Source organism: Pseudoflavonifractor sp. An184 (assembly GCF_002160305.1).
Lineage (GTDB): Bacteria > Bacillota > Clostridia > Oscillospirales > Oscillospiraceae > Lawsonibacter > Lawsonibacter pullicola.
On sequence record NZ_NFKI01000017.1, the window covers coordinates 35,648 to 61,762 of the forward strand.

General features: G+C 53.4%; 26 protein-coding genes, 1 tRNA gene and 2 pseudogenes. 23 read left to right on the forward strand and 6 right to left on the reverse strand.

What is annotated here, in order from left to right:
• The first annotated feature begins 9 nt into the window (after positions 1-9).
• Together B5F19_RS07655 and B5F19_RS07660 are read left to right on the forward strand one after the other, a co-directional pair.
• On the forward strand, positions 10-1,824 hold the full coding sequence (locus B5F19_RS07655; protein ID WP_087289508.1) for a type IV secretory system conjugative DNA transfer family protein: 1,815 nt from the start codon (positions 10-12) through the stop codon (positions 1,822-1,824).
• 13 nt (positions 1,825-1,837) lie between these two features.
• Entirely contained in the window at positions 1,838-2,092 is a 255-nt protein-coding gene (locus B5F19_RS07660) for a helix-turn-helix domain-containing protein (protein ID WP_087289536.1), read from the forward strand.
• 133 nt (positions 2,093-2,225) lie between these two features.
• Here B5F19_RS07660 and B5F19_RS07665 read toward each other — a convergent pair whose 3' ends face one another.
• Complete coding sequence (locus B5F19_RS07665; RefSeq protein WP_087289509.1) at positions 2,226-2,549, reverse strand: helix-turn-helix transcriptional regulator; 324 nt, start codon at positions 2,547-2,549, stop codon at positions 2,226-2,228.
• A gap of 164 nt (positions 2,550-2,713) precedes the next feature.
• Here B5F19_RS07665 and B5F19_RS07670 point away from each other — a divergent pair, with 164 nt between their 5' ends.
• The 19 genes from B5F19_RS07670 (at position 2,714) to B5F19_RS17465 (ending at position 21,092) form a co-directional block, all read left to right on the forward strand.
• Positions 2,714-3,238 (forward strand): SLOG family protein, encoded by a 525-nt coding sequence (locus B5F19_RS07670; RefSeq protein WP_087289510.1) that lies wholly within the window; start codon positions 2,714-2,716, stop codon positions 3,236-3,238.
• Positions 3,239-3,605: 367 nt separating this feature from the next.
• Positions 3,606-4,268 (forward strand): response regulator transcription factor, encoded by a 663-nt coding sequence (locus B5F19_RS07675; protein ID WP_087289511.1) that lies wholly within the window; start codon positions 3,606-3,608, stop codon positions 4,266-4,268.
• A complete protein-coding gene (locus B5F19_RS07680; protein WP_087289512.1) occupies positions 4,256-5,512 on the forward strand; it encodes a HAMP domain-containing sensor histidine kinase in 1,257 nt (418 codons plus the stop codon). The genes B5F19_RS07675 and B5F19_RS07680 overlap by 13 nt, the downstream gene beginning before the upstream one ends.
• A 51-nt stretch (positions 5,513-5,563) precedes the next feature.
• Positions 5,564-6,559 (forward strand): hypothetical protein, encoded by a 996-nt coding sequence (locus B5F19_RS07685; RefSeq protein WP_087289513.1) that lies wholly within the window; start codon positions 5,564-5,566, stop codon positions 6,557-6,559.
• Positions 6,560-6,564: 5 nt separating this feature from the next.
• Positions 6,565-7,704 (forward strand): hypothetical protein, encoded by a 1,140-nt coding sequence (locus B5F19_RS07690; RefSeq protein WP_087289514.1) that lies wholly within the window; start codon positions 6,565-6,567, stop codon positions 7,702-7,704.
• A 10-nt stretch (positions 7,705-7,714) separates the two neighbouring features.
• Complete coding sequence (locus tag B5F19_RS07695) at positions 7,715-8,587, forward strand: ABC transporter ATP-binding protein (RefSeq protein WP_087289515.1); 873 nt, start codon at positions 7,715-7,717, stop codon at positions 8,585-8,587.
• Positions 8,584-9,774 carry a hypothetical protein gene (locus B5F19_RS07700; RefSeq protein ID WP_087289516.1) on the forward strand — a complete coding sequence of 397 codons (1,191 nt, stop codon included), beginning with the start codon at positions 8,584-8,586 and terminating at the stop codon, positions 9,772-9,774. Before B5F19_RS07695 ends, B5F19_RS07700 begins: the two co-directional genes overlap by 4 nt.
• Positions 9,762-11,387: a hypothetical protein gene (locus B5F19_RS07705; RefSeq protein WP_087289517.1), complete on the forward strand. Its 1,626-nt coding sequence runs from the start codon at positions 9,762-9,764 to the stop codon at positions 11,385-11,387. The genes B5F19_RS07700 and B5F19_RS07705 overlap by 13 nt, the downstream gene beginning before the upstream one ends.
• An 89-nt stretch (positions 11,388-11,476) precedes the next feature.
• Positions 11,477-12,190 carry a response regulator transcription factor gene (locus B5F19_RS07710; RefSeq protein ID WP_087289518.1) on the forward strand — a complete coding sequence of 238 codons (714 nt, stop codon included), beginning with the start codon at positions 11,477-11,479 and terminating at the stop codon, positions 12,188-12,190.
• Positions 12,191-12,820: 630 nt separating this feature from the next.
• Positions 12,821-13,282: a sigma-70 family RNA polymerase sigma factor gene (locus B5F19_RS07715; RefSeq protein WP_087289519.1), complete on the forward strand. Its 462-nt coding sequence runs from the start codon at positions 12,821-12,823 to the stop codon at positions 13,280-13,282.
• 787 nt (positions 13,283-14,069) lie between these two features.
• Positions 14,070-14,522, forward strand: a complete 453-nt coding sequence (locus B5F19_RS07720; RefSeq protein ID WP_087289520.1) for a hypothetical protein — start codon at positions 14,070-14,072, stop codon at positions 14,520-14,522.
• Positions 14,506-14,664 (forward strand): hypothetical protein, encoded by a 159-nt coding sequence (locus B5F19_RS17455; RefSeq protein ID WP_162609476.1) that lies wholly within the window; start codon positions 14,506-14,508, stop codon positions 14,662-14,664. Before B5F19_RS07720 ends, B5F19_RS17455 begins: the two co-directional genes overlap by 17 nt.
• 12 nt (positions 14,665-14,676) lie before the next feature.
• Complete coding sequence (locus B5F19_RS17460; RefSeq protein ID WP_162612544.1) at positions 14,677-16,314, forward strand: recombinase family protein; 1,638 nt, start codon at positions 14,677-14,679, stop codon at positions 16,312-16,314.
• A 75-nt stretch (positions 16,315-16,389) separates the two neighbouring features.
• A complete protein-coding gene (locus B5F19_RS07730) occupies positions 16,390-17,121 on the forward strand; it encodes a hypothetical protein (protein WP_087289521.1) in 732 nt (243 codons plus the stop codon).
• 49 nt (positions 17,122-17,170) lie between these two features.
• Positions 17,171-18,688, forward strand: a complete 1,518-nt coding sequence (locus B5F19_RS07735) for a DNA methylase (RefSeq protein ID WP_087289522.1) — start codon at positions 17,171-17,173, stop codon at positions 18,686-18,688.
• A complete protein-coding gene (locus tag B5F19_RS07740) occupies positions 18,685-19,107 on the forward strand; it encodes a hypothetical protein (protein ID WP_087289523.1) in 423 nt (140 codons plus the stop codon). Before B5F19_RS07735 ends, B5F19_RS07740 begins: the two co-directional genes overlap by 4 nt.
• Before the next feature lie 137 nt (positions 19,108-19,244).
• A complete protein-coding gene (locus B5F19_RS07745; protein ID WP_087289524.1) occupies positions 19,245-20,063 on the forward strand; it encodes a nucleotidyltransferase domain-containing protein in 819 nt (272 codons plus the stop codon).
• Between the two features lie 33 nt (positions 20,064-20,096).
• Complete coding sequence (locus B5F19_RS07750; RefSeq protein ID WP_087289525.1) at positions 20,097-20,663, forward strand: SLATT domain-containing protein; 567 nt, start codon at positions 20,097-20,099, stop codon at positions 20,661-20,663.
• A 348-nt stretch (positions 20,664-21,011) separates the two neighbouring features.
• Positions 21,012-21,092 (forward strand) — tRNA-Ala (locus tag B5F19_RS17465).
• 47 nt (positions 21,093-21,139) lie between these two features.
• Here the strand turns inward: B5F19_RS17465 and B5F19_RS07755 are convergent.
• The 5 genes and pseudogenes from B5F19_RS07755 to B5F19_RS07770 form a co-directional block, all read right to left on the reverse strand.
• Positions 21,140-22,393: a ParB/RepB/Spo0J family partition protein gene (locus B5F19_RS07755; RefSeq protein ID WP_343219422.1), complete on the reverse strand. Its 1,254-nt coding sequence runs from the start codon at positions 22,391-22,393 to the stop codon at positions 21,140-21,142.
• A gap of 217 nt (positions 22,394-22,610) precedes the next feature.
• A pseudogene (locus B5F19_RS07760) lies at positions 22,611-22,790 on the reverse strand (macro domain-containing protein); the annotation flags it as partial.
• A gap of 230 nt (positions 22,791-23,020) precedes the next feature.
• Positions 23,021-23,227, reverse strand: a pseudogene (locus B5F19_RS18305) (helix-turn-helix transcriptional regulator); the annotation flags it as partial.
• Positions 23,212-23,646, reverse strand: a complete 435-nt coding sequence (locus tag B5F19_RS07765; RefSeq protein ID WP_087289528.1) for a hypothetical protein — start codon at positions 23,644-23,646, stop codon at positions 23,212-23,214. The pseudogene B5F19_RS18305 and the gene B5F19_RS07765, both read right to left, overlap by 16 nt.
• A gap of 30 nt (positions 23,647-23,676) precedes the next feature.
• Positions 23,677-24,474, reverse strand: coding sequence for a hypothetical protein (locus tag B5F19_RS07770; protein WP_087289529.1), 798 nt, complete (start codon positions 24,472-24,474; stop codon positions 23,677-23,679).
• A gap of 298 nt (positions 24,475-24,772) precedes the next feature.
• Here B5F19_RS07770 and B5F19_RS07775 point away from each other — a divergent pair, with 298 nt between their 5' ends.
• On the forward strand, positions 24,773-25,114 hold the full coding sequence (locus tag B5F19_RS07775) for a helix-turn-helix domain-containing protein (protein ID WP_087289530.1): 342 nt from the start codon (positions 24,773-24,775) through the stop codon (positions 25,112-25,114).
• A 76-nt stretch (positions 25,115-25,190) separates the two neighbouring features.
• The gene (gene tsaA, locus B5F19_RS07780) at positions 25,191-25,889 is read left to right on the forward strand and encodes a tRNA (N6-threonylcarbamoyladenosine(37)-N6)-methyltransferase TrmO (RefSeq protein WP_087289531.1); all 699 of its coding nucleotides are present in this window, start codon (positions 25,191-25,193) and stop codon (positions 25,887-25,889) included.
• Positions 25,890-26,115 lie beyond the last annotated feature (226 nt).

Sequence of the window (26,115 nt, forward strand, 5' to 3'; positions counted from 1 at the left end):
TGCGTGAATATGCAGACGATCCTCCTGCTGGCACTGGCAGGAGGCGCCCTTCTTCTCCTTGCCGCGGTGACCCACTTTTCCGGACAAGGCTCCCTGAACAACATCAAGTCCAAGACTGTAGGAGACGGCCAGCATGGAACCGCACGATGGGCCACCAAGAAAGAGATCCAGCAGACCTATGCTCACGTCCCCTTCCGACCGGAGGAGTGGCGAAAAGGTGAGCGCCTCCCCAAAAAGCAGGGGCTGGTCTTGGGTTGTGAGGGGCGCAAGGACCATGTCATCGCCATCGTGGACACAGACGATATCCACGCCCTGGTCACCGCCGCCAGCGGCGCGGGCAAGACGGCCTATTTTCTTTATCCCAATATCGAATACGCTCTGGCCACTGGGATGTCCTTCCTCTGCACGGACACCAAGGGCGACCTGTTCCGCAACTATGCGGGGATCGCCAAGGAGTGCTACGGCTTTCAAATCGCCGTGCTGGATCTGCGCAACCCTACCCGCTCAGACGGCAATAATCTGCTCCACCTGATCAACAAGTACATGGATATCTACAAGGCTGACCCCAAAAATCTGCCGGCCAAGGCCAAGGCGGAGAAGTATGCCAAGATCCTCTCCAAGACCCTGATCAATACCACCGGGGACAGCTCCCAATACGGGCAGAACGCCTACTTCTACGACGCGGCCGAGGGCCTGCTTACCTCCATGCTCCTGCTGGTGGCGGAATACCTGCCCACCGAGGATGCGGAAGGCAGACCTATCGAGGAGCGCCACATCGTCTCGGTCTTCAAGCTGGTGCAGGAGCTCCTGGCACCCAGCGGCGTGAAGGGCAAGAACCAGTTCCAGCTCCTGCTGACGAAACTTCCGCCAGACCATAAAGCCAAGTGGTTCGCCGGCGCCGCTTTGAATACCTCAGAGCAGGCCATGATGTCGGTGATCTCCACAGTTCTGTCCCGGCTGAACGCGTTCCTGGACAGCGAGATGGAGCAGATCCTGTGTTTCGACACCGCTATCGACGCGGAGACCTTCTGCAATAAGAAGTCCGCCATTTTTATCGTACTTCCGGAGGAAGACCAGACCAAGTATTTCATGGTCAGCCTGATCCTCCAAAACTTGTACCGGGAGATTCTCACCGTGGCGGATGAGAACGGTGGGCGGCTGAAAAACCGAGTGGTTTTTTTCGCGGATGAGCTGGGTACCTGCCCGCCCATCCAGTCCCTGGAGCTGATGTTCTCCGCCTCCCGCTCCCGTGGCCTGATGCTGGTGCCTATCGTGCAGAGCATCACGGGCCAGCTCCAGAAGAACTACGGCAGGGAGGGTTCGGAGGTCATTGTGGACAACTGCCAGGTGCTGATTTCCGGAGGATTTGCCCCAGCCAGCCAGACGGCGGTGGAACTGTCTAAAGCCTTGGGGAGCCGCACGGTGATGAGCGGCTCCATCAGCCGGGGAAAGAACGACCCATCCCAGAGCCTGCAGATGATCGAGCGGCCCCTCATGACTCCCGACGAGCTGAAGTCCATGCCAAAGGGCAGCTTTATCGTGGCCAAGACTGGCGTCCATCCTATGCAGGTGCGGCTTCGCCTGTTCCTGGATTGGGGCATCAAGTTCGACAAGTCCTACGAGGTACCCGAGCGCGCCCAGCGGCCGGTGGCCTACGCCAGCAAGCAGGAATTGGAGGCAGCGATCCTCCGCAAGCACTACGCGCCTGCCGTTGAGGATGGAGAGATCCCCCAGGCGGAGCCGCCAGCATCAGGCGGCGAGGTCCAAGTCGTGCAGGCGGATGACTCGCCCAAAGATGGGCGCAGGCCCAGGATCCGGCGCTGAGGGGGTGATATCTGTGACAAATTTCCGTAACATCTACTCCTCCGACCTGAGCCACCGGGCCAGATCGGTCTATATGTACCTGAAAGACCGAGCAGACCGGGACGGGAAGTGTTGGCCAGCGATTAAGACGATTGCGAGAGAGCTGGGACTCTCCAGCTCCACCGTCAAGCGGGCACTGGACGATTTATGTCAGGCCGGACTGCTGACAAAGGAGACCAGATGGCGAGAAAACGGTGGGCGCACCTCGAATCTCTATCGGCTCTCCTGATGAAAAACAGACTCTCCCCCGCCAGGGGGAGAGTCTGCCAATTTAGTGAACTGGGGTCTGGTTCATGGTGAGCCAACCAGAAGTGCCCACTCTAAGGATTTTTCTAAGACAGAGAAAAGAACAATTTCCGGGATTACTTCCTGATCCAGTCGAGGAAGGATGAGACTTTCTGTAAGTCCTCGTCGTTCAGCTCCATCAGTCTTCCACGTAATGCCGTGCGCAGGGAGTCCGGATCATCCAGACCATCGAAAAACTCGGAGGGGGACACTTCCAAATAGGCCATAATATTGAACAGCTCCCGCAAGGAGGGCAACGCCGCTCCACTGGTGATGCCCCGAATGTAGGAGCCGCTTTTGCCCAGTTCCAGGCTCATGCGGTGCTCCGATACATCCTTTTGTGTCCGCAGATCTGTGATTCGCCCCCGCACATAGGTGATATACCGCTGAGTGTCGTCCATCTGATCACTCCTTCTGTTGGTTTTATTCTAATATGAACCAGCAGATAGAGTTCGTAATCATACTTTCAATTTTGACTTCACATCAGCGATAATTAACGATATAATTATCAAATACGAGAGACAATTTATATTATCACTACCAACACAGGAAAGGTGGCAGCTGTATGCGGTTCTGTTTCATCACTGGGCACCGCCCAAACCGTTTTAAGTTCCCAGAGAACTATCCAAGGTGCGATAAGATCAAATCGGCCATTCGCAGCGAAATCATCCGCCTCTATGAACAAGATGGCATCCGGGGCGTCTGGGTTGGTGGAGCGGCCGGCGTGGATACCTGGGCTGCGGAGATCGTGCTGGAACTGCAACAGCAGAAGCAGTACCATGACCTGGAACTCCATGTTGCCATCCCTTTCACGGAGTTCGGGGATACTTTTGCTCCGCAACAAAAAGAACGCTATCAACGCATCCTAAACGAATGCGCTGACAGTGTGGTGGTGTGTAAGTCTTATCGCCAGGATGCCTATAAGCGTCGGGACTACTACATGGTGGATCGCTCAGTGTGCGGGATCGCCGTGTACGACCTGGACAAGTCCATCCGGAGCGGCACGGGAATGACCTATAACTATGCGGTGCTGAAGAAAAAACTGCCGGTGACGGTAATCCACCCGGATACCGACTCCATCATCAAATAAAAAGCATAAAATTGTAATTAATTTATAGAGATACCACATCAGATCCTGCCTCGTAAATCGTCTTATACAATAGAGTGAAATTAAACAACTAAGTAAGGATGAAGGCTGTTATGAATTTGAAGAAGATCTATTGTGAAGTATTTTGTCAAGTTATTGACCAGAGTGATTCGCGCAAATCGATGGATAGACAGCGGAAAGAATTAATCGCAAAGTGTAAGTCAAAAGCCTCGGACGCTTTTTCTGGCAAAAGGCAATAAAATTTAGGATTTCCGTCATCTCTTTACAAAGGCAGAAATACTGATTCCGAAAGGGACTTGACCAATTATAGACTTTTTCCTATTATGATGCCAGCAAGCGAGGTGAAACCATGAGTTATGCGATTATGATTATAGATGATGAGCAGATGATTTTAGATATGCTTCGGGATCAGTTTGAAATGGAGCAATATCAGGTCATCACCGCAAAAAGCGGCGAGGAGGCCCTGCAAAAGCTGACCCAGCAGCCGGATATTATTCTGCTGGACATCAATATGCCGGGGATGGATGGCCTTGAATTGTGCCGGGCAATCCGCGACCATGTGACCTGCCCCATCCTATTCTTAACCGCCCGGATTGAGGAGGCGGATCGTGTCGCTGGTCTGCGGGCCGGTGGTGATGATTACATTTTGAAGCCGTTCAGCCTGGCCGAACTGACTGCCCGGGTGGAGGCTCACCTGCGCAGAGAGAGCCGTATCCAGCAAAAAATCAGCGTCCGTGGCTTTGGAGACATTGTGGTGGACTACGCCGCAAGGACCGTCTCTCGAAATGGTCGGCCCATAGAACTTTCCAAGGTAGAATTTGATATAGTGGAACTGCTTTCCCTCCACCCTGGACAAGTGTTCAGCCGGGAAACAATTTATGAACAGGTGCGGGGCTTTGACGGCACCGCTGACAATGCTGTGGTGAAGGAACACATCCGACGCATCCGAAACAAGCTGGGGGCGCAGTATATTGAAACAGTCTGGGGGTGCGGCTATAAATGGGTAAAATAAAGCACTGGCTTCGCTCCATGCCTCTCCGCCGAGCCTTTGTATCACTTGTCCTTGTTATGGCGGTGCTTGTAGCTGGTATTTCAGCAGTAACCATTTTTACCTGTGTCAACGTGCAAAATCAAATCTTGGAAAGTGTGACGGACTATCAGGTGCTGCCACCCCAAGAGACTGAGGATGAATATAACCTGGTGATTGCAGATGATGAACAGATCGTTCCGGGAGAAAATGGACAGCTTGTAATTTTATCCACGGAGTACCAAATCGCCAACCTGAGCGATACACAACGGGTCGCCTACTATGCGGCAAAAGCGGCCGTGATCCTGGTGCCGACCTTGCTTTTCGTGCTTGGTACGATTTTCTGTGCCTGGATGTTTTATTCCATCAAACTGAAACAGCCGCTGTCTTTACTCTTACAGAGCGCCGACCGCATATCGCAAAGCGACCTGGATTTTTGTTTGGACTATCCGGCTTCGGATGAAATGGGCGAGCTCTGTCGGGCTATGGACACCATGCGGGCCGCCCTCCTAAAAAATAATCAAGAGACTTGGGCTATGATGGAGGAGCGGCGCAAACTCAGCGCCTCCATCGCCCATGACCTCCGTACCCCCATCACTGTGATGAAAGGATACACAGAATATCTCTCGCATAATGTCCCGCTTGGACGCATCAGCGAGGACAAACTGATGGACACGATCCATAATCTTTCTTTGGCAACAGATCGACTGGAACAGTACGCAAACCAAGTGCGCGAAATACAGGCGATGGATGCCATACCAGTGAAGCCAACAGCATGCCCTCTGCGGGAATTTTTTGAGGAGCAGGAGGACGAATACACCGTTTTGGCGCATCAGCACCAGCTTCAATTCTCTATGGATATTAGTGGGGTCCCGGATTTTCAGGTCATGCTGGATGGGACCTTGGTACATCGCATGATCGACAATGTGATTTCTAATGCCCTGCGTTTCGCCTGCCATGAGATTGCTTTGAAGGCCGGGTGGCAAGAAGGAATACTTACCATCCAGGTATATGATGATGGGGCAGGCTTTTCGGAAGAATCCCTCCGCTCCGCCACAAGGCCATTTTACAAAGAGAATACTGAAAATGACCACTTCGGGCTTGGCCTCTCAATCTGCAACACCCTTTGCCAGAAACAAGGTGGAACGCTCTCTCTGAGCAATCGCAACGGGGCCTGCGTGGAAATGCAGATACAAGCAGAAAAATTGATGCCGATTGACCAATCGTAGACCTTTTCCTATTATGCTCTCCTTATCCTACCGATAAGGAGAGTATTTTTTATGCACAGACTTCTTTTTTTCTCTTTGGCGCTTGTATGTTTGCTGGCTGGGTGTAGCGCACCGCAGGCCAGCGACCCGGCCCCGGACGCATCAAACGACTTGGACGCTTATTTTGAGGAGGAGCCGGCAGACAATGAGATGGGCTCTGCGGAATTTGGCCTGCAAGACCCGATGGACACGGTTTATACCTACGATGGTGAGCCCTTAGAAATTCCCTTCTCCATAACTGGCGCATCTTCTGGAAAGACCACGGAGATCGGCGTCCTCCTATTTGTGGATGGGGTGGCCCAGCCCTATTCCGCAGTCTATGAGGATGGTACAGAGCTTGAGGAAAGCTATATGCAGGTCTTTAACCTGGACTATGAACAGCGGGAGAATTTCAACATGGTATTCCAGCCCGTGACAGGCAAAGCGGGAGAAACCGTCCCTGTTATGGCTGTCACCATTCTGGAACCCAGTTTTGTAGCAGAGGGGCCGGATAATCCGCGTTATGGCTTCCACCACCAGGAATCTGCAACCACATCCCGCCAGATTTCTTTTGCAGCAGACGCCCCCGCACAGACATTGGCCGCAGCCGGTACGGACTACAATGTGGTGGATCTGCCGCAGGATATATTAGATACCCTGGCCGCATGGGGGGCCACTGATAGCCTGGACACAACGGCCACCCTGTCCCTGGGTGTAGAAGATGGAAATTACATTCAGGCAGATGGGAAAACAGCGACAATCACTGTACAGCTCTACGGCGGGCCGGAGGCGGAGTTCAATATTACTTTGTTTATCAACCATCAACCTGTCCAACTCAATGGAGCGGACTATCTCTCTGTTCGGACGGTGAAAAACCAGATGGTAGAAGCCACATTCCAGATTGATACCTCTGCACTTGGTGCGCTGAACACGGTCTATGCCATTGCCGTTACCCCGGAAGATGGGGAGCTTGAAATCAACAATCCAGTTAAGACAGCATCTGTACTTTTGGTCAACGGGGAGGTTTGACGAACATGAAAAGAATCAGTATTTTGCTTGTGCTTGCACTCAGTCTTTCTCTGCTTTCCGCCTGCGGAAACAACGAACCGGCGGCAAGCACCGGAAATCCGCCCAGCGATCCCTCAGCGGACTCCCAGCAGGTTCCTGACGAATCGGCGGAGCAGACAACCGGCGTCGGGGCCGATTTTCTCTCGCCGGAGTACGATTATACCACAAATGAGCTGAAACTGACCGACCTATCTACCGGCGAAGTAACAGCCACCTACGCTTTTGACGCCGCCCAAACGCCTCTGCTGACAGGCAAGACCAGCCAGGGGGCCATCGTTATGCTGTCCAGCCAGACAGCGGCGGATGTGCAGGATACCGGCGGGGTCACGGTGATCTCCGGCGACAGCTCTGCGGAGACACTGTACTACTGGCTGTTCGATCAGAATCTTGATCTGGTGGATAGCTATGAATTGACGAACGAGACATTGGTAAATGGGCTTTGGGGCTCTGTCTTTGCCGCTGCGCCGAATGGGAAAACCCTTGTATATGCGGAAGGGCCCAGCCTTTATCAATATACCTTTGAGACACAGGAGCTGACGGAAATCACTCCGGCCATGAGCGAAACCGTTTATTTTGAGGCGGTCGGGTACAGCGGCAGCGGAGACTATTTGGCCTTTTTCGGAAGCCTGGACGGGCAGGAAAATACCACGGCCTACGGCTCGATTGAGCTGAGCAGCAACACCGCCTCTGTTTTTACCGCCGATGGCTTTTCCGGTTCCATGCTCTCTGTGAACGGAGAGTATGCCGCTGTTTCTGATACAATCCTGCCCGCCAGCATGGGAGGCGCAAAGCAGACCGGCTCCGTCCTCTTTTTGAACTTGGCCAAGCAGCAGGGAAAAGTAATCAGCGTGGAGAGCGGAGATGAAAGCGGGATTGCCGCCGTATCCGCAGACGGCCAGTACATTGTGACCTGTGCGGGTGGAGACAGCCCAAGCGGTACTCTGCGGGCCTATCAGGTCAGCGATGGAACGAAAGTTGCGGACGAAACCTATACGATGGATACAAACTGCAAGCCCTATGAGATTTGGGTTATCGGCCATTCCGCCTATGCAGCCTTGGGCACGGATGACGGCTATGCCCTCTCACAAGCGGTTGACCTCCCGTGAGGAACACAAGATGAAACTGGAACTTGAAAGCATCACAAAATTTTATGGAAAATATCCCGCGCTCCAAAATGTATCCGCTACTCTGACAGAAGGGGTCTATGGATTGTTGGGGCCAAATGGGGCCGGAAAGACGACACTAATCAACATTTTGATTGGGATACTGCCTGCCAGCGGCGGCGTGATCCATCTGGACGGTGAAAACACCGTCCAGATGGGCGGGCGCTACTTCGATCAGATTGGCTATATGCCCCAGTACCCTCAGTTCTATGCAAATTTTACCGTACAGGAATTTTTGGATTATATGTGCCAAGTAAAAGGGGTAGCGAACGCAAAAGAGAGCATCGACGCGGCGCTGGTTTTCGTCAATCTGGAGGAAAACCGCAGCAAGCGGATCGGGGCGCTGTCCGGTGGGATGCGGCAGCGGCTGGGGATCGCCCAGGCCATTCTGAACGACCCCAAACTGCTGGTGCTGGACGAACCGACGGCGGGCCTTGACCCTGGTGAGCGAATCCGTTTCCGCAATCTCATTTCCCGTCTGGCAAAAGGGCGTATCATTCTTTTAGCTACCCATATTGTTTCCGATGTGGAATATATCGCCAAAGAAATCCTCCTGCTTCGGAGGGGTACATTGGTCATGCAGGGTACGCCCAGGGAACTGGAGCAAAGCATCCAGGGAAAGGTGTGGGAGGTGTCAGTCAACGAGGCGGAGATGGCTCTGATGGTGGACACCTACTGCGTGAGCAATATCAAGCAGCAGGATGGCTCCTATCTGTTGCGCATCGTGGATGATGGGAAACCGCTCCGAGGCGCAAAGCCGGTATCCCCAAATCTGGACGACGTGTTCCTGCACACCTTTTTCCAGCCAAGTGAGGGACAAATATGAGTTTTCTCTATTTGGAGGCCAGAAAAGGCATCCTGCGGCGCTATACACTGATTGCGCTGGCACTGTTCCTGTGTCTGAATACGGTCAAAATCATTGCAGACTATCACGCTGGCGAGATACGGCCCGTTGCGGCCAATACAAGCGGAATGCAAGCAGGCTACGACACCATCTATGAGCGGATCAAAGGCCCCATCACAGAGGAAACGGTAAGCTTCATCACTTCGGAGTATCAGAGACTGGACGGGTTGACGGCGGATGGAACATACAGCCGAGAGCCGCAGGAGGGGACTTACAGCGGCTATATCTTTGGCGACTACTATCTGCTCCACAGTTACTTCTATCCCCACATGGAGTACAGTGTCAAATATTCCTCTGATATGGAGGAGATTCTGGCCCAGGCGAAAGAGAATATGACTTTCTATCGAGAGAGCGGTAACACAGCGGGAGCGGCAGAAAATGCCTACATTCTCCATCACTATGCAGGCCGAACGATTCCTGCGTTTTATCTGTATGACGGCTGGGAAGCTCTGCTGTCCTATGACTTTTCCGATCTACTGATCCTGCTTTTACTCATTTTGGCGGTAGCGCCCGCATTCACCCGGGAGAAGGAAAACGGGATGACCTTGATTCTGTCCTCCTGCAAACGAGGCAGATGGCCTCTGCTTATTTCCAAATGCGGCGCTGGAGTGATATTTGCATGGATACTGACAATCCTGTTCGCCCTGTTAAACCTGCTGGTATTTGGGCTTTTGTGCGGCTTTGAGGGCTGGGGCAGCCCGCTCTATGCCATCGAAAGCTATCAATATACTCCATTCTCCGGCTCGATTTTGCTGTTCTATGGATTGATTTGCGGGTTGAAGGCCATCGGTTTCAGTGTGACAGCACTCTTGCTGATTCTCCTGTCCGCCTGTTTCCAAAAATCACTCTATCCCTGCCTGATGGGATTGGGGCTTGGCGTGGTATTAAACTACTGCACTGGTTGGGCGCTCTCCCCCGTGTGGTGGAAACAGGCCCTCTCCTGCATCAGCCCATTCACCTTGACCAGCGGCAGTAACCTGCTGGAAAGCCTGTCCGGGGTGAGCATCGGTGGGGTATATCTGCTCCGACTTTTTGTGGTTCTGATCGTTCAAGCTGTAATCGCGTGTCTGCTGGTCATAGCAATCAGGAGGAAATCATGCTGCAAGTAGAATTAAAGAAGATATTATTTCATCATAAAGGGCTTTTGCTTCTTCTGATTGCTCTGGCGGCTTATGCAGTCTTTTGCGTCGGCAGCGGCTACGACAGCAGTTATGTGATTGATCGGAACGAAGATACCTACCTGACCTACATGGAACGCTGGCAAGGTGAGATAACAGAGGAAAAGGCGCAGGAGATGGAGGCGGAGTACGCAGAAGCCACCCGCTCCGATGATGGCAGGAAGGCCGCCTTTTTAACCATCTACAACCAGTATTACTACGCAAAAGAGGACCCCGCCCATCGTTTCCTGATGGATGAGCGAGGATGGGACACATTGCTGACCCGCGATGGCGTGAATGTAATCCTGTTACTATTTCTGCTGGCGCTCTGTGTTCCGGTGTTCTGCGGGGAGTACCAGTGCGGGATGGCGCAGATCCTCCGCTCTTGCAGAAATGGCCGAGGGCGGTTGGCTGGGATCAAATTATGCGTAATGGCGGCTCTGGCGGTTCTGGCGACGGTGCTGTTTCAGTTGGTGCAGTTTGTTGTTGTCGCCTTGTCGGTCGGCCTGGATGGAGCCTCCTATCCGCTGCAAAGCCTGTCCTTTTTTGAACATTCGCCCTACCTTATTTCCGTTGGGCAGGCGTATGGGATCGTAGTCTTATCCAGGTGCTTGGGGGCTGCTTGGTTTGCTATCCTGATTGCCCTTCTCTCCATCCTGTTCCGGCAGACGGTGCTGACTACATTTTCCGGCATCGCGGTTTCTATTCTGCCACATTTGATCGGCGGCAGCTTTCTCAAATATGTCCTTCCGCTCCCGGCGGGTCTGCTGGCCGGAACCGGCTATGTGTGGGGGACACTGACAGAGGTTGGATATGACGAGGACTGGAACTTGATTGATATAGTAACCTTTCCGGGCATCACACCGGAGCAGTTCGGCTTTTTGATAGTCCTGTTCTTGGCTATCGTATGTCTGCTGGTGTGGCTTTGTCTCAGATTTTATGTCGGCAGGCGGAAGGCCATTTCTGCCCGCCCGCTCCTGACAGCGGTGCTCATACTCTGCATGACCGTTTCATTGACTGGCTGTGGGCACAGCAATTCCAGTGAGATTACGCATGATTTTCTGGCCGATGCGTCCAAGGGAGAAAACAGGGCCTACACGGTAGAGCTTGATATGGTGGAGAACACAATCACTGCGACCAGCAAGGCCACAGGCGAGGCTATCCTGCTGACCCGTGATCCCTTTGGACAATCCGGGGCTATCTCCAGCATCTATGTTGACGAGGATGCCTGTTATTATGCCTCCAGCGGCGAGGTGGGGGATGGCTTTCAGATTTACCGAATCGATTTAAAGGATTTTTCCACACGGCTTTACTTCAGCACCGGCTCTGATAACATGGCAACCTTTTGGGGGCTGTTTGACCATGAACCGACGGTAGACGAACTGCTGGCCGATGTGGGCTCTGTTACATCCTTTGTCGTAGACAGGAATTACATCTACTATCTGCAAGGCGGACGGCTCTATAAAGTGTTCCGCTGGACGGGATGGGAAACTGTGGAGGTCACAAACACAGCACAAGTCCAAAGTATAAAGTTTTTAGATGGAAAGATCGTCTGTGAGAAATGATTTAAGCATTTTGGTTTTTCTTAAGAAACTTACGAGCAGTTGCGTACCACTTCCTGTTGCGCTTACACTATTAGATTCGAGGTGAGACAATGCCGCATAAAGCGTTGATTATCACAAGCAATCAGCAACTTTGTCAGGATATTGAGGACAGCCTGCAGGGGCTTTCACTGGAATTCCACCATGCTGATGGCTATATGCAAGCGCTGAGTATGGTGGCAAGGTATCACTATATTCTTGTGGTTATGGATCTATCTTTTTCAGAGATCAGCGGTGTGGACCTGATTCGCAGGATGCGGGAGCTGGAACAGACCCCGATCCTGGTTCTGTCAACCCACGCTACCAGCTCAGAGGAAGTGGAGACGCTGAATGCCGGTGCGGATCGGTATCTCGCTTTCGACCATCCCTTAGACACAGAGAGATGCCTTGCCAATGCCGCGGCAATCATGCGGCGGTCTCTGACTACGGATACCAAGTGCTATGCTTCTATTTTGATCTCAGGGAGCGGCTTGAAAATCAACTTCAATTTGAGAAAGGCATTTTTAGATGGACAGGATCTAAAACTCACACCCAAGGAGTTTGCCGTCCTCTGCAACCTGGCAAGGCACATGGGTGAGGTCGTGACAAAAGAACAGCTCTACCAAGATATCTGGGAGAACGACTATGACACCAGCCCGGATGCTACATTGAAGTTCCATGTGAAGGAATTACGGAAAAAATTGAGCCGCTCCGGAGCTGGCAACTTGATTGAGACAGCCTGGGGGATTGGGTATATCCTTCGTTCTGATTCTGATATTAGTCCATAAAATGTCGATTTATGCGATAATCTTTAGAAAAATCTCATATCCTTCTTTTGCGTTCATTCTGACTTTCTGCCATTTATTTTCTATCCTATTGTCATGGCAGCAAAGCAGATGGAAGGTGATCAAAATGTCCTCGGCCATGTCTGATGAACCGATAACAGGAGGCAGCCGTTCCAGTGTTCGGGGCGGCGGCCTTCTGCTGTTTTTTGACGAGCCATGATCTGACCAAGCGGCAGCTCTGAGCTGCCATACCGCCGAGGAGAGGGGGAGAGGATCGCCGCTTGTGTGCCACCGCAGACGCGGGGAAGGGACGCTGTGATGCACTTGGGTACATGACAGCGTTAAGAAGAACCTGCGCCTACCGGCGCTCCGCACAAGCACAGAACATAAGACAAAGAGGGGCCGCGCCCGATGGAGGGCGTTGGAGCATAGTGCCACGCAGTTTCAGCATGACCACCTTGGCATCCCCCTCTGCGGACTTCTTAATGCTGTAAATGGTGCCGCCGGTTCCACACATTTTTGTGGGGTCGGCGGCTTTTGTTTTGCCCGCCGGCACACGGTAGGGTGCCGGGGACCTCCGGCTTCTGAAATTTTGACTTCTCAAAATTTCAGAAGATTCGGAGGTTGCGGCGTATGCCGAAATATGATAAATATCACCCCGATTATGGGAGACTCTATCCAGAAATCCAAATGCGGCCTGACGTCCTCTCGGTTCTGAAGAAAAGCGACCGCAAGATGGAGTACATGGAAGTAGACATCAAACAAGAACGATTTTCCTACGACCCAGAGGGTAAAGTCGCTAATCTTTTGCCCGGCCGGGAGGATTCCTACGACCGGCTGATGGAGGAGGAACACCGCCAATTCTCCATAGATGAGCCAACACCAGAGACGGTAATGCTTCATGAGGAGGAATTGTGGCTGCTCCGCACGGCTCTGCTGCAGTTGACCGCCGAGGAGAAAGCCCTGATTGACGCGCTGTTCTACCAGGAGCTGACTGAACGGGAGTATGCCCAGCAGCTTGGGATCTCTCAGAAAGGGGTCAATAAGCGCCGCCATAAAGTCCTGGCAAAACTCAGAAAAATCATAAAAACATAAAATTCTGGTTCTCAGCCCCCTCACTCAACGGGTAATAGAGTGAGGGGGTTTCCTCTCGTGTTCTTTGAAAATCAAATATCCAATCATCTGGATACCTTCCTGACGGGGCCCCTTGACCGGGGCAAGCGACGCTGGAGGATGCGCCAAGACCACCTGTGCAGATAAACCCTGCATCAAAGACGGCCAAATAAGGTGCCAAGCGGATCCATCCGTCCACAAAACAGCCTGTGGCGGGCTGTTTCGCAATGACTCCGCCAGGGATAATGATACTTCTGCCCAGTCCCAGCCGCAAGCAAGGAGGGCAGCCGGGAGAGATCCTCGCGGGGGTGAGACGCCCATGACGCAGTGAAGCCAGCTGCGGTCCAGATCGGTTGCCCTGCCGCCTGGGGAAGTAGTGTCGAATACAGGCGCATATGAGATAACACAACTGTGAAGTCTTAATATCAGAAGCCATGGGGATCGCCTTTGTCCCTGTTTCATCCTCCAACTGATGAGGATGCTTTTATTGCATAAATCCTGAAAAATCGCTGGAGAGGGTGAAATGCCAAAAACGGGGCGATCCCTATGTTTGTGGTATTAACCGCAGATTTTAAGGAACACCAAGAAGAGTGAGGCGAAAACTATTGAAAATAATGTGTGACTGTGAACCGGGAAAGCACCAGATGATTCCGGGCCACAATCATCTGATGATGGATTCTCTATATACAACTACTATTGACAAATCATGATGAGTGCCGGCCACCGTTCTCGGACGCCGGCACTTTATCTTTTAGGGAGGATGGTGTGTTTGAAAATCCGTGAAGTGTTCTTGCAGGTAAGCGAAAACGGGGATCTCCACATCCCACCTGAACTAATCCAGGAGATGGGGCTATCCCCTGCCGATCCCGTCTGCCTCGCCTATCTGACAAGGGACGGCGTAAAAAATGATTATCAAGAGTTTCTGCTCTCCCCCGAGTCCATCGAGGCCGGGGAGGACGAGGAAAAACTTTTGATCCCATCTCCGCTTTTGGAGCAAGCAAATCTGTCCCCTGGTGAGGATATTCAAATCCTCTGCCTCGACCGGGCCATTGTGCTCTGCGGGACATCGACACTTGACCGAGATGACCTGGAAGCTGTCCTTCAGCAGCTCCAGGCCGCACAGGAACTGGCTTTCTCTTTGCCGGAGGAAGCCAGTTCTTTGATTCATCAACTGGAGCAAATCATTCAGGAAGGAGCTATCGGCCATGAGACAGCAGAATGATACAAAAAGGCAAGGCGTACAAGAGTTGATCGTCCAAGGTCTGGTCGTTAGGCTCATCTTTAGCGAACAGACCAACCAAGCTGTTCCCAGTCTGGTGCGGGAGATTCTGAAGGAATCCTACCTCCAGCGGAGTGCAGGTTAAGGAGGGGTGCCCATGGGAAAGCGGGTCTACTGTCTTTATCGCGTTTCTACAAAAGGACAGGTAGAAAAAGACGATATCCCCATGCAAAAACAACGGTGTCACGAATTTGCCGCTGAAAAGGGCTGGGACATCATTGCGGAGTTTTCTGAAAAAGGTGTCTCCGGTTTTAAGGTCTCTGCCAAAGACCGGGATGCAGTCCAAGAGATCCAGCGGGATGCGGCCTTGGGGAAATTTGATATTCTGTTGGTCTTTATGTTTGACCGACTTGGCCGCAAAGAGGATGAGACACCCTTTGTAGTAGAGTGGTTCGTCAATAACGGGATCGAGGTATGGAGCGCCGAGGAAGGACAGCAGCGGTTTGATAATCATGTGGACAAGCTCATGAATTACATCCGATACTGGCAGGCGTCCGGGGAAAGCCTGAAGACCTCCATCCGCACCAAGACCAGGCTTGGTCAAATCGTTCAAGAGGGCCGCTTCCGCGGCGGTGTTCCCGCCTATGGATTTCAGCTGGTCAAAAAGGGCCGGACCGGAAAGAAAAATCGGGAACTATATGATATTGAGATCAATCCGGATGAGGCGCCAGCGGTCAAACGGATGTTTGACCTGACTGATCGATACGGTTACGGAGGCCGGAAAATCTCCACGATCCTGAAAAATGAGGGAATCATCAATCTGAGAACCGGAGAACCGTTTCACTATTCCACGATCCAGCACATCTTGGCCAACATCATGAACGCCGGCATCCTGCGAAGCGGGGAAACGCAGTCTGAAGTGTTCCCGGAGCTGCAGATCATCCCGTTGGAGCAGTTTCAACGGGTGACAAAGGCCAGGGAGCAGAGATCCATCAACTACGCCATCAAATGTGGTTGGGAAACGGAAAAAGTCGCCTTGGAGGATGGAAGTGAAGCCACAGTGGTCCGCTCTTCCGGCTCCTATCCGCGAAAAATTGTCGGGAAAGCCCTGCTCTCAGGGAATGTTTACTGCGGTCATTGCGGCGGCCGTGTTTTTGCAACTACCGCACGGAAGGCCCACCACCCCTCAGACCACCCGGAGCGCATCGCAATCTATAAGTGCTACAACCGAACCCAGCACAAGGAACAATGTGACGGTCCCACTACATACCGTGCGGAGAAAGTGGACAGCGTCGTTGAATCCATTCTTCGGGGCATTTTTGAGCGAGCCAAACGGGTAGATGAAAAGGAATTTTTGAAAGCACAAGTGCAGATTTCCAATAAGGAATATCAGCAAAAGTTGAAATTGGCGAAGGCGGAATATTCCAAAGCTGCCAAGGAGCTCTCTAAATGGGAAGAACTAATGCTTGCTTCTATTGAGGGTACTTGTGTATTTACGCCAGAACAAGTAAAAAAGCGGATGGATATGGTGCAGGGAAAGGTAGATGAACTCTCCAAGGAAATTGAGGCGCTTCAGATGGACATGAGTGAGGCCAAGACGATCTCATCAGAAATCTTGGCACAGCACCAGCAGCTCCTCTCCTGGGCGGAACTTTTCGACTCTGCCAGTATTGACGAGAAAAAAGTGATCGCCTCACAGATGATCAAGGCCGTTACCCTGACCCGTAATTATGGTATCCAGATCGAGTTCAACATTTCCGAGGCCCAATTCCTCAACGGCATGGAGATGGGTTGATCTGAAGAAATATCAATAGCCGCTCTCCTCCCTACTGTGCTATAATCATGGCAGCAAGGTAGAGGTGGGAATATCATGGCCATCGAGAACGGCGAGTGGATCATGCGGGGACTGGACTGGTATGATCCCGCCCGCATTCAGAGCTGGGATGAGCTGATCGAGTGGATTGACGAAATTGGCTTTCTGCCCCTGTTCAAAAATGAGGTGGACGGATTCTCTGTGGAGGAGAACACCGCTGACCTCTACTGGTGGTCTGGGGATGAAGCCCAGGACCCCTGGGAGTGGCGGTGCCTGATGGCCCGCAGCGGCAAGGTGGCCTACGGGAAGTTCTTTGGGAAGAAGGCCGGCTTCATCTCCAAAGCCTGGTTTCCCCATTTTGCCAACTGGCGGCGGGACGGGTACGACTTCGACAGCCGCTGGGAGGACGAGCTGGCTCCCATGCGCCAGAAGCGGATCATGGACTGCTTTGCCGGGCAGGACGAGTGGTTCTCCTTTGCCCTGAAACAGCGGGCCGGCTTCGGCAAGGGCGGGGAAAAGAACTTCGAGGGTACCGTCACCGACCTGCAGATGGGCGGCTATCTCTTGATTCGGGACTTCCGGCAGCGAATCAATAAACGGGGCGCACCCTACGGCTGGCCCCTCTCCATCTACACCACCCCGGAGGCCCTGTGGGGCTATGACCACATTTCTTCCGCCTATTCCGTGGACCCGGCGGAATCCAAAACCATGATTTATGAACAGGTACGGAAGAACTTTCCGGACGCGGCCCTGGGGGAACTGGACACCGTGCTGGGTTGGACCCGATAATGGGACAGCGATTGTGAGATACTAATTAAAATGGAAGGAGGGAGCGGGCATGAAAGAACGGACCTATATCTGCTGTGACCTGAAATCGTTCTACGCCTCGGTGGAGTGCGTGGAGCGGGGGTTGGATCCCATGACCACCAACTTGGTGGTGGCAGACAAGCGGCGCACGGAGAAGACGATCTGCCTGGCCGTCTCCCCCTCTCTGAAAGCCTACGGTATCTCTGGCCGGGCCCGGCTGTTCGAGGTGGTACAGCGGGTGGCAGAGGTAAACGCCAAGCGGAAATGGGACGCTCCAGGCCATCAGCTCACCGGCGCCTCCTGGAACGATCCTGAAGTACAGGGGAACCCTGCCTTGGCTCTGGACTATATCGTGGCTCCGCCCCGGATGGCTCATTACATCGATTGGAGTACGAAAATCTACAGCGTCTATCTGAAATATATCGCCCCAGAGGACATCTTCCCCTACTCCATCGACGAGGTGTTCATGGACATCACCAACTACCTGGACACCTATAAGATGACGGCGCGGGAACTGACCCGCACCATTATCCTGGACATTCTGAAGACTACCGGCATCACCGCTGCGGCGGGAATGGGTACCAATCTATATCTTGCCAAGGTTGCCATGGACATCGTAGCCAAGCACGTCCATCCAGATCAAGATGGAGTGCGGATTGCCAAACTGAATGAGATGACCTACCGCCGTCTTCTGTGGACCCACCGCCCCCTGACGGATTTCTGGCGGGTAGGCAAGGGCTATGCCAATAAGCTGGAGGCTCACGGACTATATACCATGGGCGACATCGCCCGGTGTTCCATCGGCAAACCTGGAGATTACCACAGCGAGGAACTGTTGTACCGGCTGTTCGGCGTCAATGCGGAGATTTTGATCGACCATGCCTGGGGCTGGGAGCCCTGCACTATTGCGGACGTGAAAGCCTATAAGCCGGAGAACAAAAGTATCGTCTCCGGGCAAGTCCTGCAGTGTCCCTACGACTTCGAGAAAGCCAGGCTGGTGGTGCGGGAGATGGCGGACGCCCTGGCCTTGGATTTGGTGGACAAAGGGCTGGTGACCAACCAGCTGGTACTCACCGTGGGCTACGACCGGGAGAATCTGGACGACCCAAGCCGCCGTCAGAGCTACCGCGGCCCGGTGACCACTGATCGCTATGGCCGGAAGATCCCCAAGCACGCCGTGGGGACAGAGAATTTCCCCTACACTTCTTCCGCCAGCGATCTGCTGAAGGCGGTGAGTGCCCTTTACGACCGGATCGTGGACGAGAATCTACTGATCCGCCGACTGAGCATCAGCGCCAACAAGCTGCTCCCCGAGGTTGATGTGCCCAAGGATGAGGCAGAGCAGTTGGATCTGTTCACCGACTACGCCGCCAAGGAGCAGCGGGAGCAGGCGGACGAGGCCGCCCATGCCCGGGAGCGGAAGATTCAGGAGGCCATGCTGGGGATCAAGAAGAAGTTCGGCAAGAACGCCATCCTCAAAGGGATGAACCTGGAGGAGGGGGCCACTGCCAAGGAGCGGAATCAGACCATAGGAGGGCACCACGCATGAGCGGGAAATATGACGATATCCTCCACCTGCCCCACCCCACCTCCGCCAAGCACCCTCGGATGCCGATTTCAGAGCGGGCCGCCATTTTCAGCCCCTTCGCCGCCCTCTCCGGTCACGCGGGTGCCGTCGCGGAAACCGCCCGGCTGACAGACCAGAGAATGGATCTGGACGAGGACACCAGAGCGGAGTTAGATCGACGGCAGGCGGTGCTGCTGAAATACATTGCCGAGCAGCCGGAGGTCACGGTCATCTGGTTCCAGCCGGACGAGCGGAAAGACGGCGGATCCTATGTCACAACTGTCGGCCGAGCAAAAAAGATTGACGAATTTAAAAGAATTTTGAGCATGGTTGGCGGACAGGAGATAGTTTTGGATGATATTGTACAGATTGAGAGCCAATTGCTTTATGACCTACCCTAATAAGAGTAATTCTTGTTGTGAATCCTAATCCGCAAAATATTTTGATCCGTATGGATGGTATGTGGCTTTAAAATGGATGCTTTCCATGGTATAATTTTCTATATATTATGGTCCGCCTATAAGTGAGGTATAATATCATGAGTTCACATGTATGTAAGCATCAGGAAATAATTCCGCAAGCTATTCGGGAAACAATCTCTATGCGGTATCATGTTGTGACACGTGCTATTAACCGTGAATTTTGGGGTATCGATAGCGAATTAGAACATAGCTTGTATGTCGGTTCATATGGGCGTGGGACAGCAGTCAATACCAGCGATCTTGACATCTTGGTTGAATTACCACAGAATAGATATATGCAGTATGATGTTGTTAAAGGGAATGGACAATCTCGCTTACTACAAGCGGTGAGATTAGCAATTCTAAATACCTATCCTCGTAGCGATGTGAGAGCTGATGGGCAAGTTGTAATAATTTCCTTTAGCGATGGTATGAAATTCGAGATACTTCCTGCATTTAAAAATTTGAACTGGATTGGTCAGTGGGACGGTACATATATCTACCCTGACACAAATATGGGAGGAAACTGGCTGCCCACGAATCCTAAAGCAGAACAAGAAGCTATGTATGCAAAAAATAGGCAAAGCAATGGATTACTTTATGATACCTGTAAGCATATTAGAAGTGTTCGAGATAGCAATTATAAAAGTTACCATCTATCAGGAATTGTAATAGATAGCTTTGTATTTTCAACCATCGGAAGCTGGAAGTGGGTACCTGATGGAGAAACTTCAACTTCTGCATGGGGAGAATATGAAAACCATCTCCTGAAAAGTTTAGAAAACTATCTTCAAAGAGGAATATATCATTTATATGCTCCTGGAAGCAACCAGGTATTAAGCTGGAGAGACAGCACAGAATGTCTGTGGAAAGTGCTTAACTATATGGTTAATTGAAAATGGCAGCCATTTTTATAGGAGAATAATTCAATGGAACATAATGAATCTCACAAGCGAGATTTAAAAGTCCAAATCAGAGAGGCTTTTGGCCGAGTTGTTTACACATATACAACGCATTTAAAGCAAGCAGAGTTTTTGGTCAAGAAAAATAAAAGAATAAGGATATGGCAAATTTTTCTCTCTGCTATTTCAACTGGTGGATTTCTTGGCGCAATAGCTTCAGATGAAGTTGTCATGACCTGGGTCGCGGGTATTGTTTCGACAATCTTACTGGCACTTAATTTGTTCTTTAAAGAATTCGACCTTGCTGGCGATATTAGCAGTCACCGCGCAACAGCCCACGAATTATGGATTATTCGAGAGCAATATATTTCTCTTCTTACAGACTTCTCAGTTCTAAGCGAAGATATTATCATGGAGCGACGAGATAAGCTCCAGGAGTCTACAGCAAAAGTCTATACAACAGCTCGACCAACTGATCACAGAAGTTACCTTGCGGCGCAAAAGGCACTAAAAGAAGATGAAGAACAGTTTTTTGACACGGAGGAGATTGATCAAATGCTCCCTGAGCACTTGCGAGAAAGCTCAAGAAATTAAGGATTCACCGTGGATAGAATCAAAAGACATTTGCAGTTCCAATTTGGTGCGGGTTTTGTTTTCAAAAAAGAGTGAATTTCGAAAAGATATTTTGGGAGGATCTCCGTGTCTGGGATGACTTGAACTCTCCCCAAAAGGAGTTAAGAGGAAGACCCTGTTGGACAGTGTTTTTTTGAGGGAAAATAGAGGACACCTTAGCGAAAATCTCTCAACAAAGAATTACTCATTTGGGGCCAAGATGCGAATCATTCGGAGGCTTCCTCCCAATGGTTCGCATCCCCTAAGAATCCCGCGCAATACACGGGCCCAAGTAAAGCTGGCAAAAAGCCTTGCTTGGCCAAAAGAGTGGGGCCCGTGCTGTGTCGCGTTCGGGAGAGCGTACGGTTCGCATCCGTAAGGTCGTCGGTTCGATCCCGATTAGGTCCACCACACTCGGGAGATCTCGTTTTGAGATCTCCCGAGTTTTTTTCATGCTTTCAGGATGCACGATAGTACACACTCTTGTCCCCTTCCGGATGCAGGAAGTCGAAGAACTGTGTGACACTGATTTTGAATTCCACTTCGATTTCAAAGTTCCTCCCGATATTCACCCGCTCAATGAGCTGCCGCAGGATCATCTTCTTTCCCTCGATACTACTCCCCGCATACAGGTCGGCCCAGGACATAATCTTGTCATACTCCTTTTGGACGGCAACGGCAGAGCTCTTCAGATCAGCCGCTTTTTCCTTGGCCTGTTCCAATTCCTGTGCCAGCGCCGCCAGTTTGCTTCGGGTGTCCTCTATCATCTCGCCGAGGATGTCCGCTCCAAAACTGCCAGTCCCATTGATGGTCTTGATGATCTCTTTCTTGTAGCTCTCCAGTTCCCGTTCTGCGGCGGCGTGGAGTTTCTCCAGATTTGCTACTGAACTGTTTGCCAGTTGGAGTTCTTTCTCCCGCTGCTTTTGAATGAGCTGGCTCCTGGGTGCAGTCTTCATCCGCTCAAAGAGTTGGATGACGATCTTATCAATAATGCCGTCCAGTTTCTCACCGGAGTATCCGGTCTGACCATCACAGTCCTGAGGATGGCGGATCTTGTAGTGGCAGGCGTAGCGGATATGGGTTTCCCGTTTGGGCTCACCCTTGGCTCTTCTGCCGCTGCTGGTGGTCAGCACCAGTTTGGAACCACAGTGGGCGCAGTAGACCATCCCGGAGAGCAGCGCCTTCCCCTTGGAGTTAAAGGGCACTTCATTGTGGTGCATCTGCATCAGCTCCGGAACCAGGTTCGTCAGGGAAATATAATTGCGGACCGTATCGCCGCTGACCCCCATCTGCTGGCCGATTTCATCATCACTTCTCAACTTCGCCGAAATTTTCGGCGAAGTCAAATCGTTTCGTGCGCCCTGCCGCTTGATAGCCTCCAGCTTCATCTTGTACGCCTTGGCCCTTTCGCTGGGAAGGATGTTCTCCCGCTGAAGGTTGCTGTCCACCATGATGATGGTGGCCGCATCCCGGTCCAGGTTGCGGATCAGAACCGGCATCGTGTCCAGACCGGCCTGCTCACAGGCGTATTTGCGCCGGTGTCCGGCCACAATCTCATAGCCACCTTCCTCGCGGGGCCGCACGATGGCAGGGACAATCACGCCATACTCTTTGACGCTCTGGATTGTCTCTTTCATTTCCTCATCGTCCCGCACCTGAAAAGGGTGGTCCGGGAATGGGTAAAGGTCCGTCAGCGGCAGGCGAACCACCACTTCTTCCTGGGGTGGCTGCTGGGCAGGCGGGGCGGTTTTCTTTCGTCCCCTGGCAGGTGACGCGGGCTTGTCGCTCAATGCTTCTCACCTCCATTGAGACACAAAAAGGAGGCCCAGCCCGGAACCCCCTTTCGCATCTAATTTTAGGCATAGAAAAACGGACATCAGCAGAAACACCAATGTCCGTCAATCCATCGGCCCACAAGAGCCGCTATATTTAGTTGTTAAGCAGTTTTTGATAGATTTCTAAATCCTTGTCCGTAAAGACATTGAAAATTACTTGTTGAATGGAGCTGTCCGCCTCAAGAAAGCTCCTAACTGTTTTGACTGCGATTTCAGCCGCCCGTTCCTGGGGAAAACGGAAAACGCCAGTTGAAATACAGCAAAAGGCAATACTACCTCTTTTCCTTGGGAAGTAATAAAAGCTGCAAATTTCTGAAACGGCACACGGCCAGGTCTGACCGCAGCACATTCCCATGTGCCATACGTCCCACGGGCTATTCCTGCTTTATCTGCAATCTCAAACTGCGTCAGTCCTAATTCCAAACGAAGTTCCTTGCATCGAAGCTGAAATGGATAGTCCAGAAACCGGCAGTAATCGTCAAAGAGAAGTTTTTCGTCTATCTCTAACGCCTTTGCCAGTCTCTTTGCCTTATCATAGGCAATGGGCATATAGCCAAGCTCATAGTTCAAAATCGTTGTCTCTGATATTCCGGTTATATCTCCTAATTCCCGCCGCAGAGGGACGCGGTACTCTCGATAATATCGGAGCTGTTCTCTCGGAGAGGCATCAGAGGCAATCGAAACCCACGGAAATTCTAAGTGCAGCAGCATTCGATCTTGCTTGACCAGGTAAACCCCTGTGTGATTGAGTGAGGAATCGCATTGTCGATACACCCGTGGCAGGGATGGAAGCACCCCAGCAGGGCGGAGTTGGCCGCGTTGACGATGGCGTCCGCCCGCAGCCGGGTGATGTCCCCCTGCCAGAGGACCAGGCGTGGGTCGGCCTGGGTGGGGACCAGGGCGTCCCCGTCCACCACCCCCTTTTCCGCCGTCTCGGCGGAGAGGAGGGCGTCCTGGGCCGCCAGAAAGTCCGGGTCCAGGGGCACGGGGGGCCGCAGGTTCATCAGGCTGCGCAGGAGCCGCCGCTGGGCCCCCTCCTCCCTGGGAAACTGCTCTCCCTGGGCCCGGTACTCGGGCATCTCCGCCAGCAGGATCTGATTCAGGGCCTCGATCTGTTCTAAACGCTCCATAAACGCCCCTCTCCTCTCCAGGCCGGTCTGTCAGGCGAAGAAAAAGTCCGCTGTCATGGACAGGTAGTTTTCTCCGCTGTACTGGGGATACTTCTCCTTCATCGCCGCCAGAAAGCTGTCCCGAGTTCCGCTGGCGGCGGCCAGGGACTTCAGCTCCTTCAGATAGTCAATCTTGGTCCGGGCGTCCTTCCAGTCCTCCGGGGTGTAGTGGGAGGTGAGGATCAGGTCATATCCCCGCGCGATATAGCCCTCCAGCTGGGCGATCATGGCGCCGGCGTGGCCCGCGCCCGCCACGATGGAGTGACAGTCGTGGCCCAGCATGTGGGTGTACACCGCGTTGAGGGCAGGAAGCTCCACATCGAAGGCCTCGGCGGTGGGGTGGATCACAAATTCGATGCCGCCGATGGTGACGGCCCCCTCCTCCAGGATGTGGTCCACCGGGTGGACTGAGGCGTCAAACCCAGCCCCAAAAGCGGCGGCAAAGCCGTCAATCAGCGTCTTTCCCCCGCCCTGGGCGGAGTAATCCACGGCGTTCCGGGTGGCGTACTTGGGCACGCCGGGCAGGAAGGACGCGCCGGCCCCGTGATAGGCCACCAGCATCCCCGCCGGCTCCAGCTTTCGGGCGGTCAGATAGTCCGTGAGTTCCCGGATGTTGTCAAAAAAGCAGGGGCTCTCCAAAATGACGGCTTTGCCGTCCTTCTCCACCAGAAAGACCTCATTGTCGATGGGGTCCTTGGTCTGGTAGGCGTGAAGCCTGGCCGCGCCGAAGTCATACACATGCATCTCGCCCTTGGGCAGCTTGACGGTCTCATACGCGTTTTTGTTCATAGTGAATTACCTCCTTGGGATGTTCCGGCGGGGGTCTCCTGCCCCTGTGACTGCATCATAGCGCACACAAACGCCTTTGAAAAGTACGCACAATCTTGTGGTATAGGTACCAAAACGTAACTTTTGGACGGTTACCAGCTGGAAACTTTTGCGCCGCCCAAGGCTTTGCGGGCCCGGGCGGCGCAAAAAAATTTTTGAGATGGCAGAGGCGGCACAGCGCCTTGACGCGGCCCGGAGACTTAGGATATAATCAAGCCATACATCCCAATCAGAACCTATGGACCAAGGAGGGACTCAAATGTCAACTGCGGCCAAAGAACTCCCCGCCTGCCCGGTGGAGACCACCCTGACCCTCATCAGCGACAAGTGGAAGGTGCTGATCCTCCGGGACCTGATGCCGGGGACCAAGCGGTTCGGCGAACTGAAGAAGTCCATCGGAACCGTGAGCCAGAAGGTGCTCACCGCCCAGCTGCGGCAGATGGAGGAGAGCGGCCTGCTTACCCGGAAGGTGTACCCCGAGGTCCCGCCCCGGGTGGAGTACACTCTGACCGAGCTGGGTTACAGCCTGAAGCCCATTCTGGACGCCATGGGAAACTGGGGGGAGGCCTATAAGGCCCGCAGCGGGCAGGACCGCGCCTGAGCCCAGGGGTCCCATTCTGCCCGCCCGTGTCCGCGTCCAAGAGACGCACCCAATTCCGCACAAGGGAGGTAACCCCATGGCCCAGCAGCATACCATTCAGGTGATCGCCCACATCCGCAGCGACTTCCACACCAAGTTCGGCATTCCCCGGCAGAGCGGCCTGGTGGACGCCCTGCGGGCCACCGTGGTCTTTGAGCCGGAGTACCGCAATCCCAACGCCCTGCGGGGGCTGGAGGGGTTCAGCCACATCTGGCTGATCTGGCAGTTCTCCCAGGCGGTGCGGGACGGCTGGTCCCCCACGGTGCGCCCCCCTCGCCTGGGGGGCAACACCCGTATGGGGGTGTTCGCCACCCGCTCCCCCTTCCGGCCCAACCCCATCGGCCTGTCCTGCGTGGCCCTGGAAGGGATTCAGCGCCACCCGGAGTACGGCCCGGTGCTGCTGGTGCGGGGGGCCGATCTGATGGACGGCACCCCCATCTATGACATCAAGCCCTATCTCCCCTACGCCGACTGCCACCCGGAGGCGGCGGGGGGCTTTGCCAGCCAGCCCAAGGAGCCCACCCTCCAGGTGGAGATTGCCCCGGAGCTTCTGGGCCAGGTGCCCGAGGCGCTGCGGGAGGCCCTCCTGGGGGTGCTGGCCCAGGACCCCCGCCCCCAGTACCAGCACCGGCCGGACCGGGTCTACGGCCTGGAGTTCGGCCCTCTGGAGGTGAAGTTCACCGTGGAGGGGGAGCTTCTGACGGTGCGCCAGGTCCAGGACAGGCGGCGCGGGTAGCCCCGGGAGGAGAGCGGAGCCGCGTCCCATCCCTCCCGTCGCGGCAGGCGCCGCTCCCCCGCTTACATTCAGGCGGGTTCTGTTCCGCAGAGGTATTTTTCACAGACACAGACGAAGAGGCCGTCCGCAGCGCGGACGGCCTCTCAGCTTGTCGAAAAACCTCTGTTCAGACGAATCCGCCCGAGTGTTGGCGGGGGAGCTCGAGGGGGCGGCAGCCCGCCTCGAG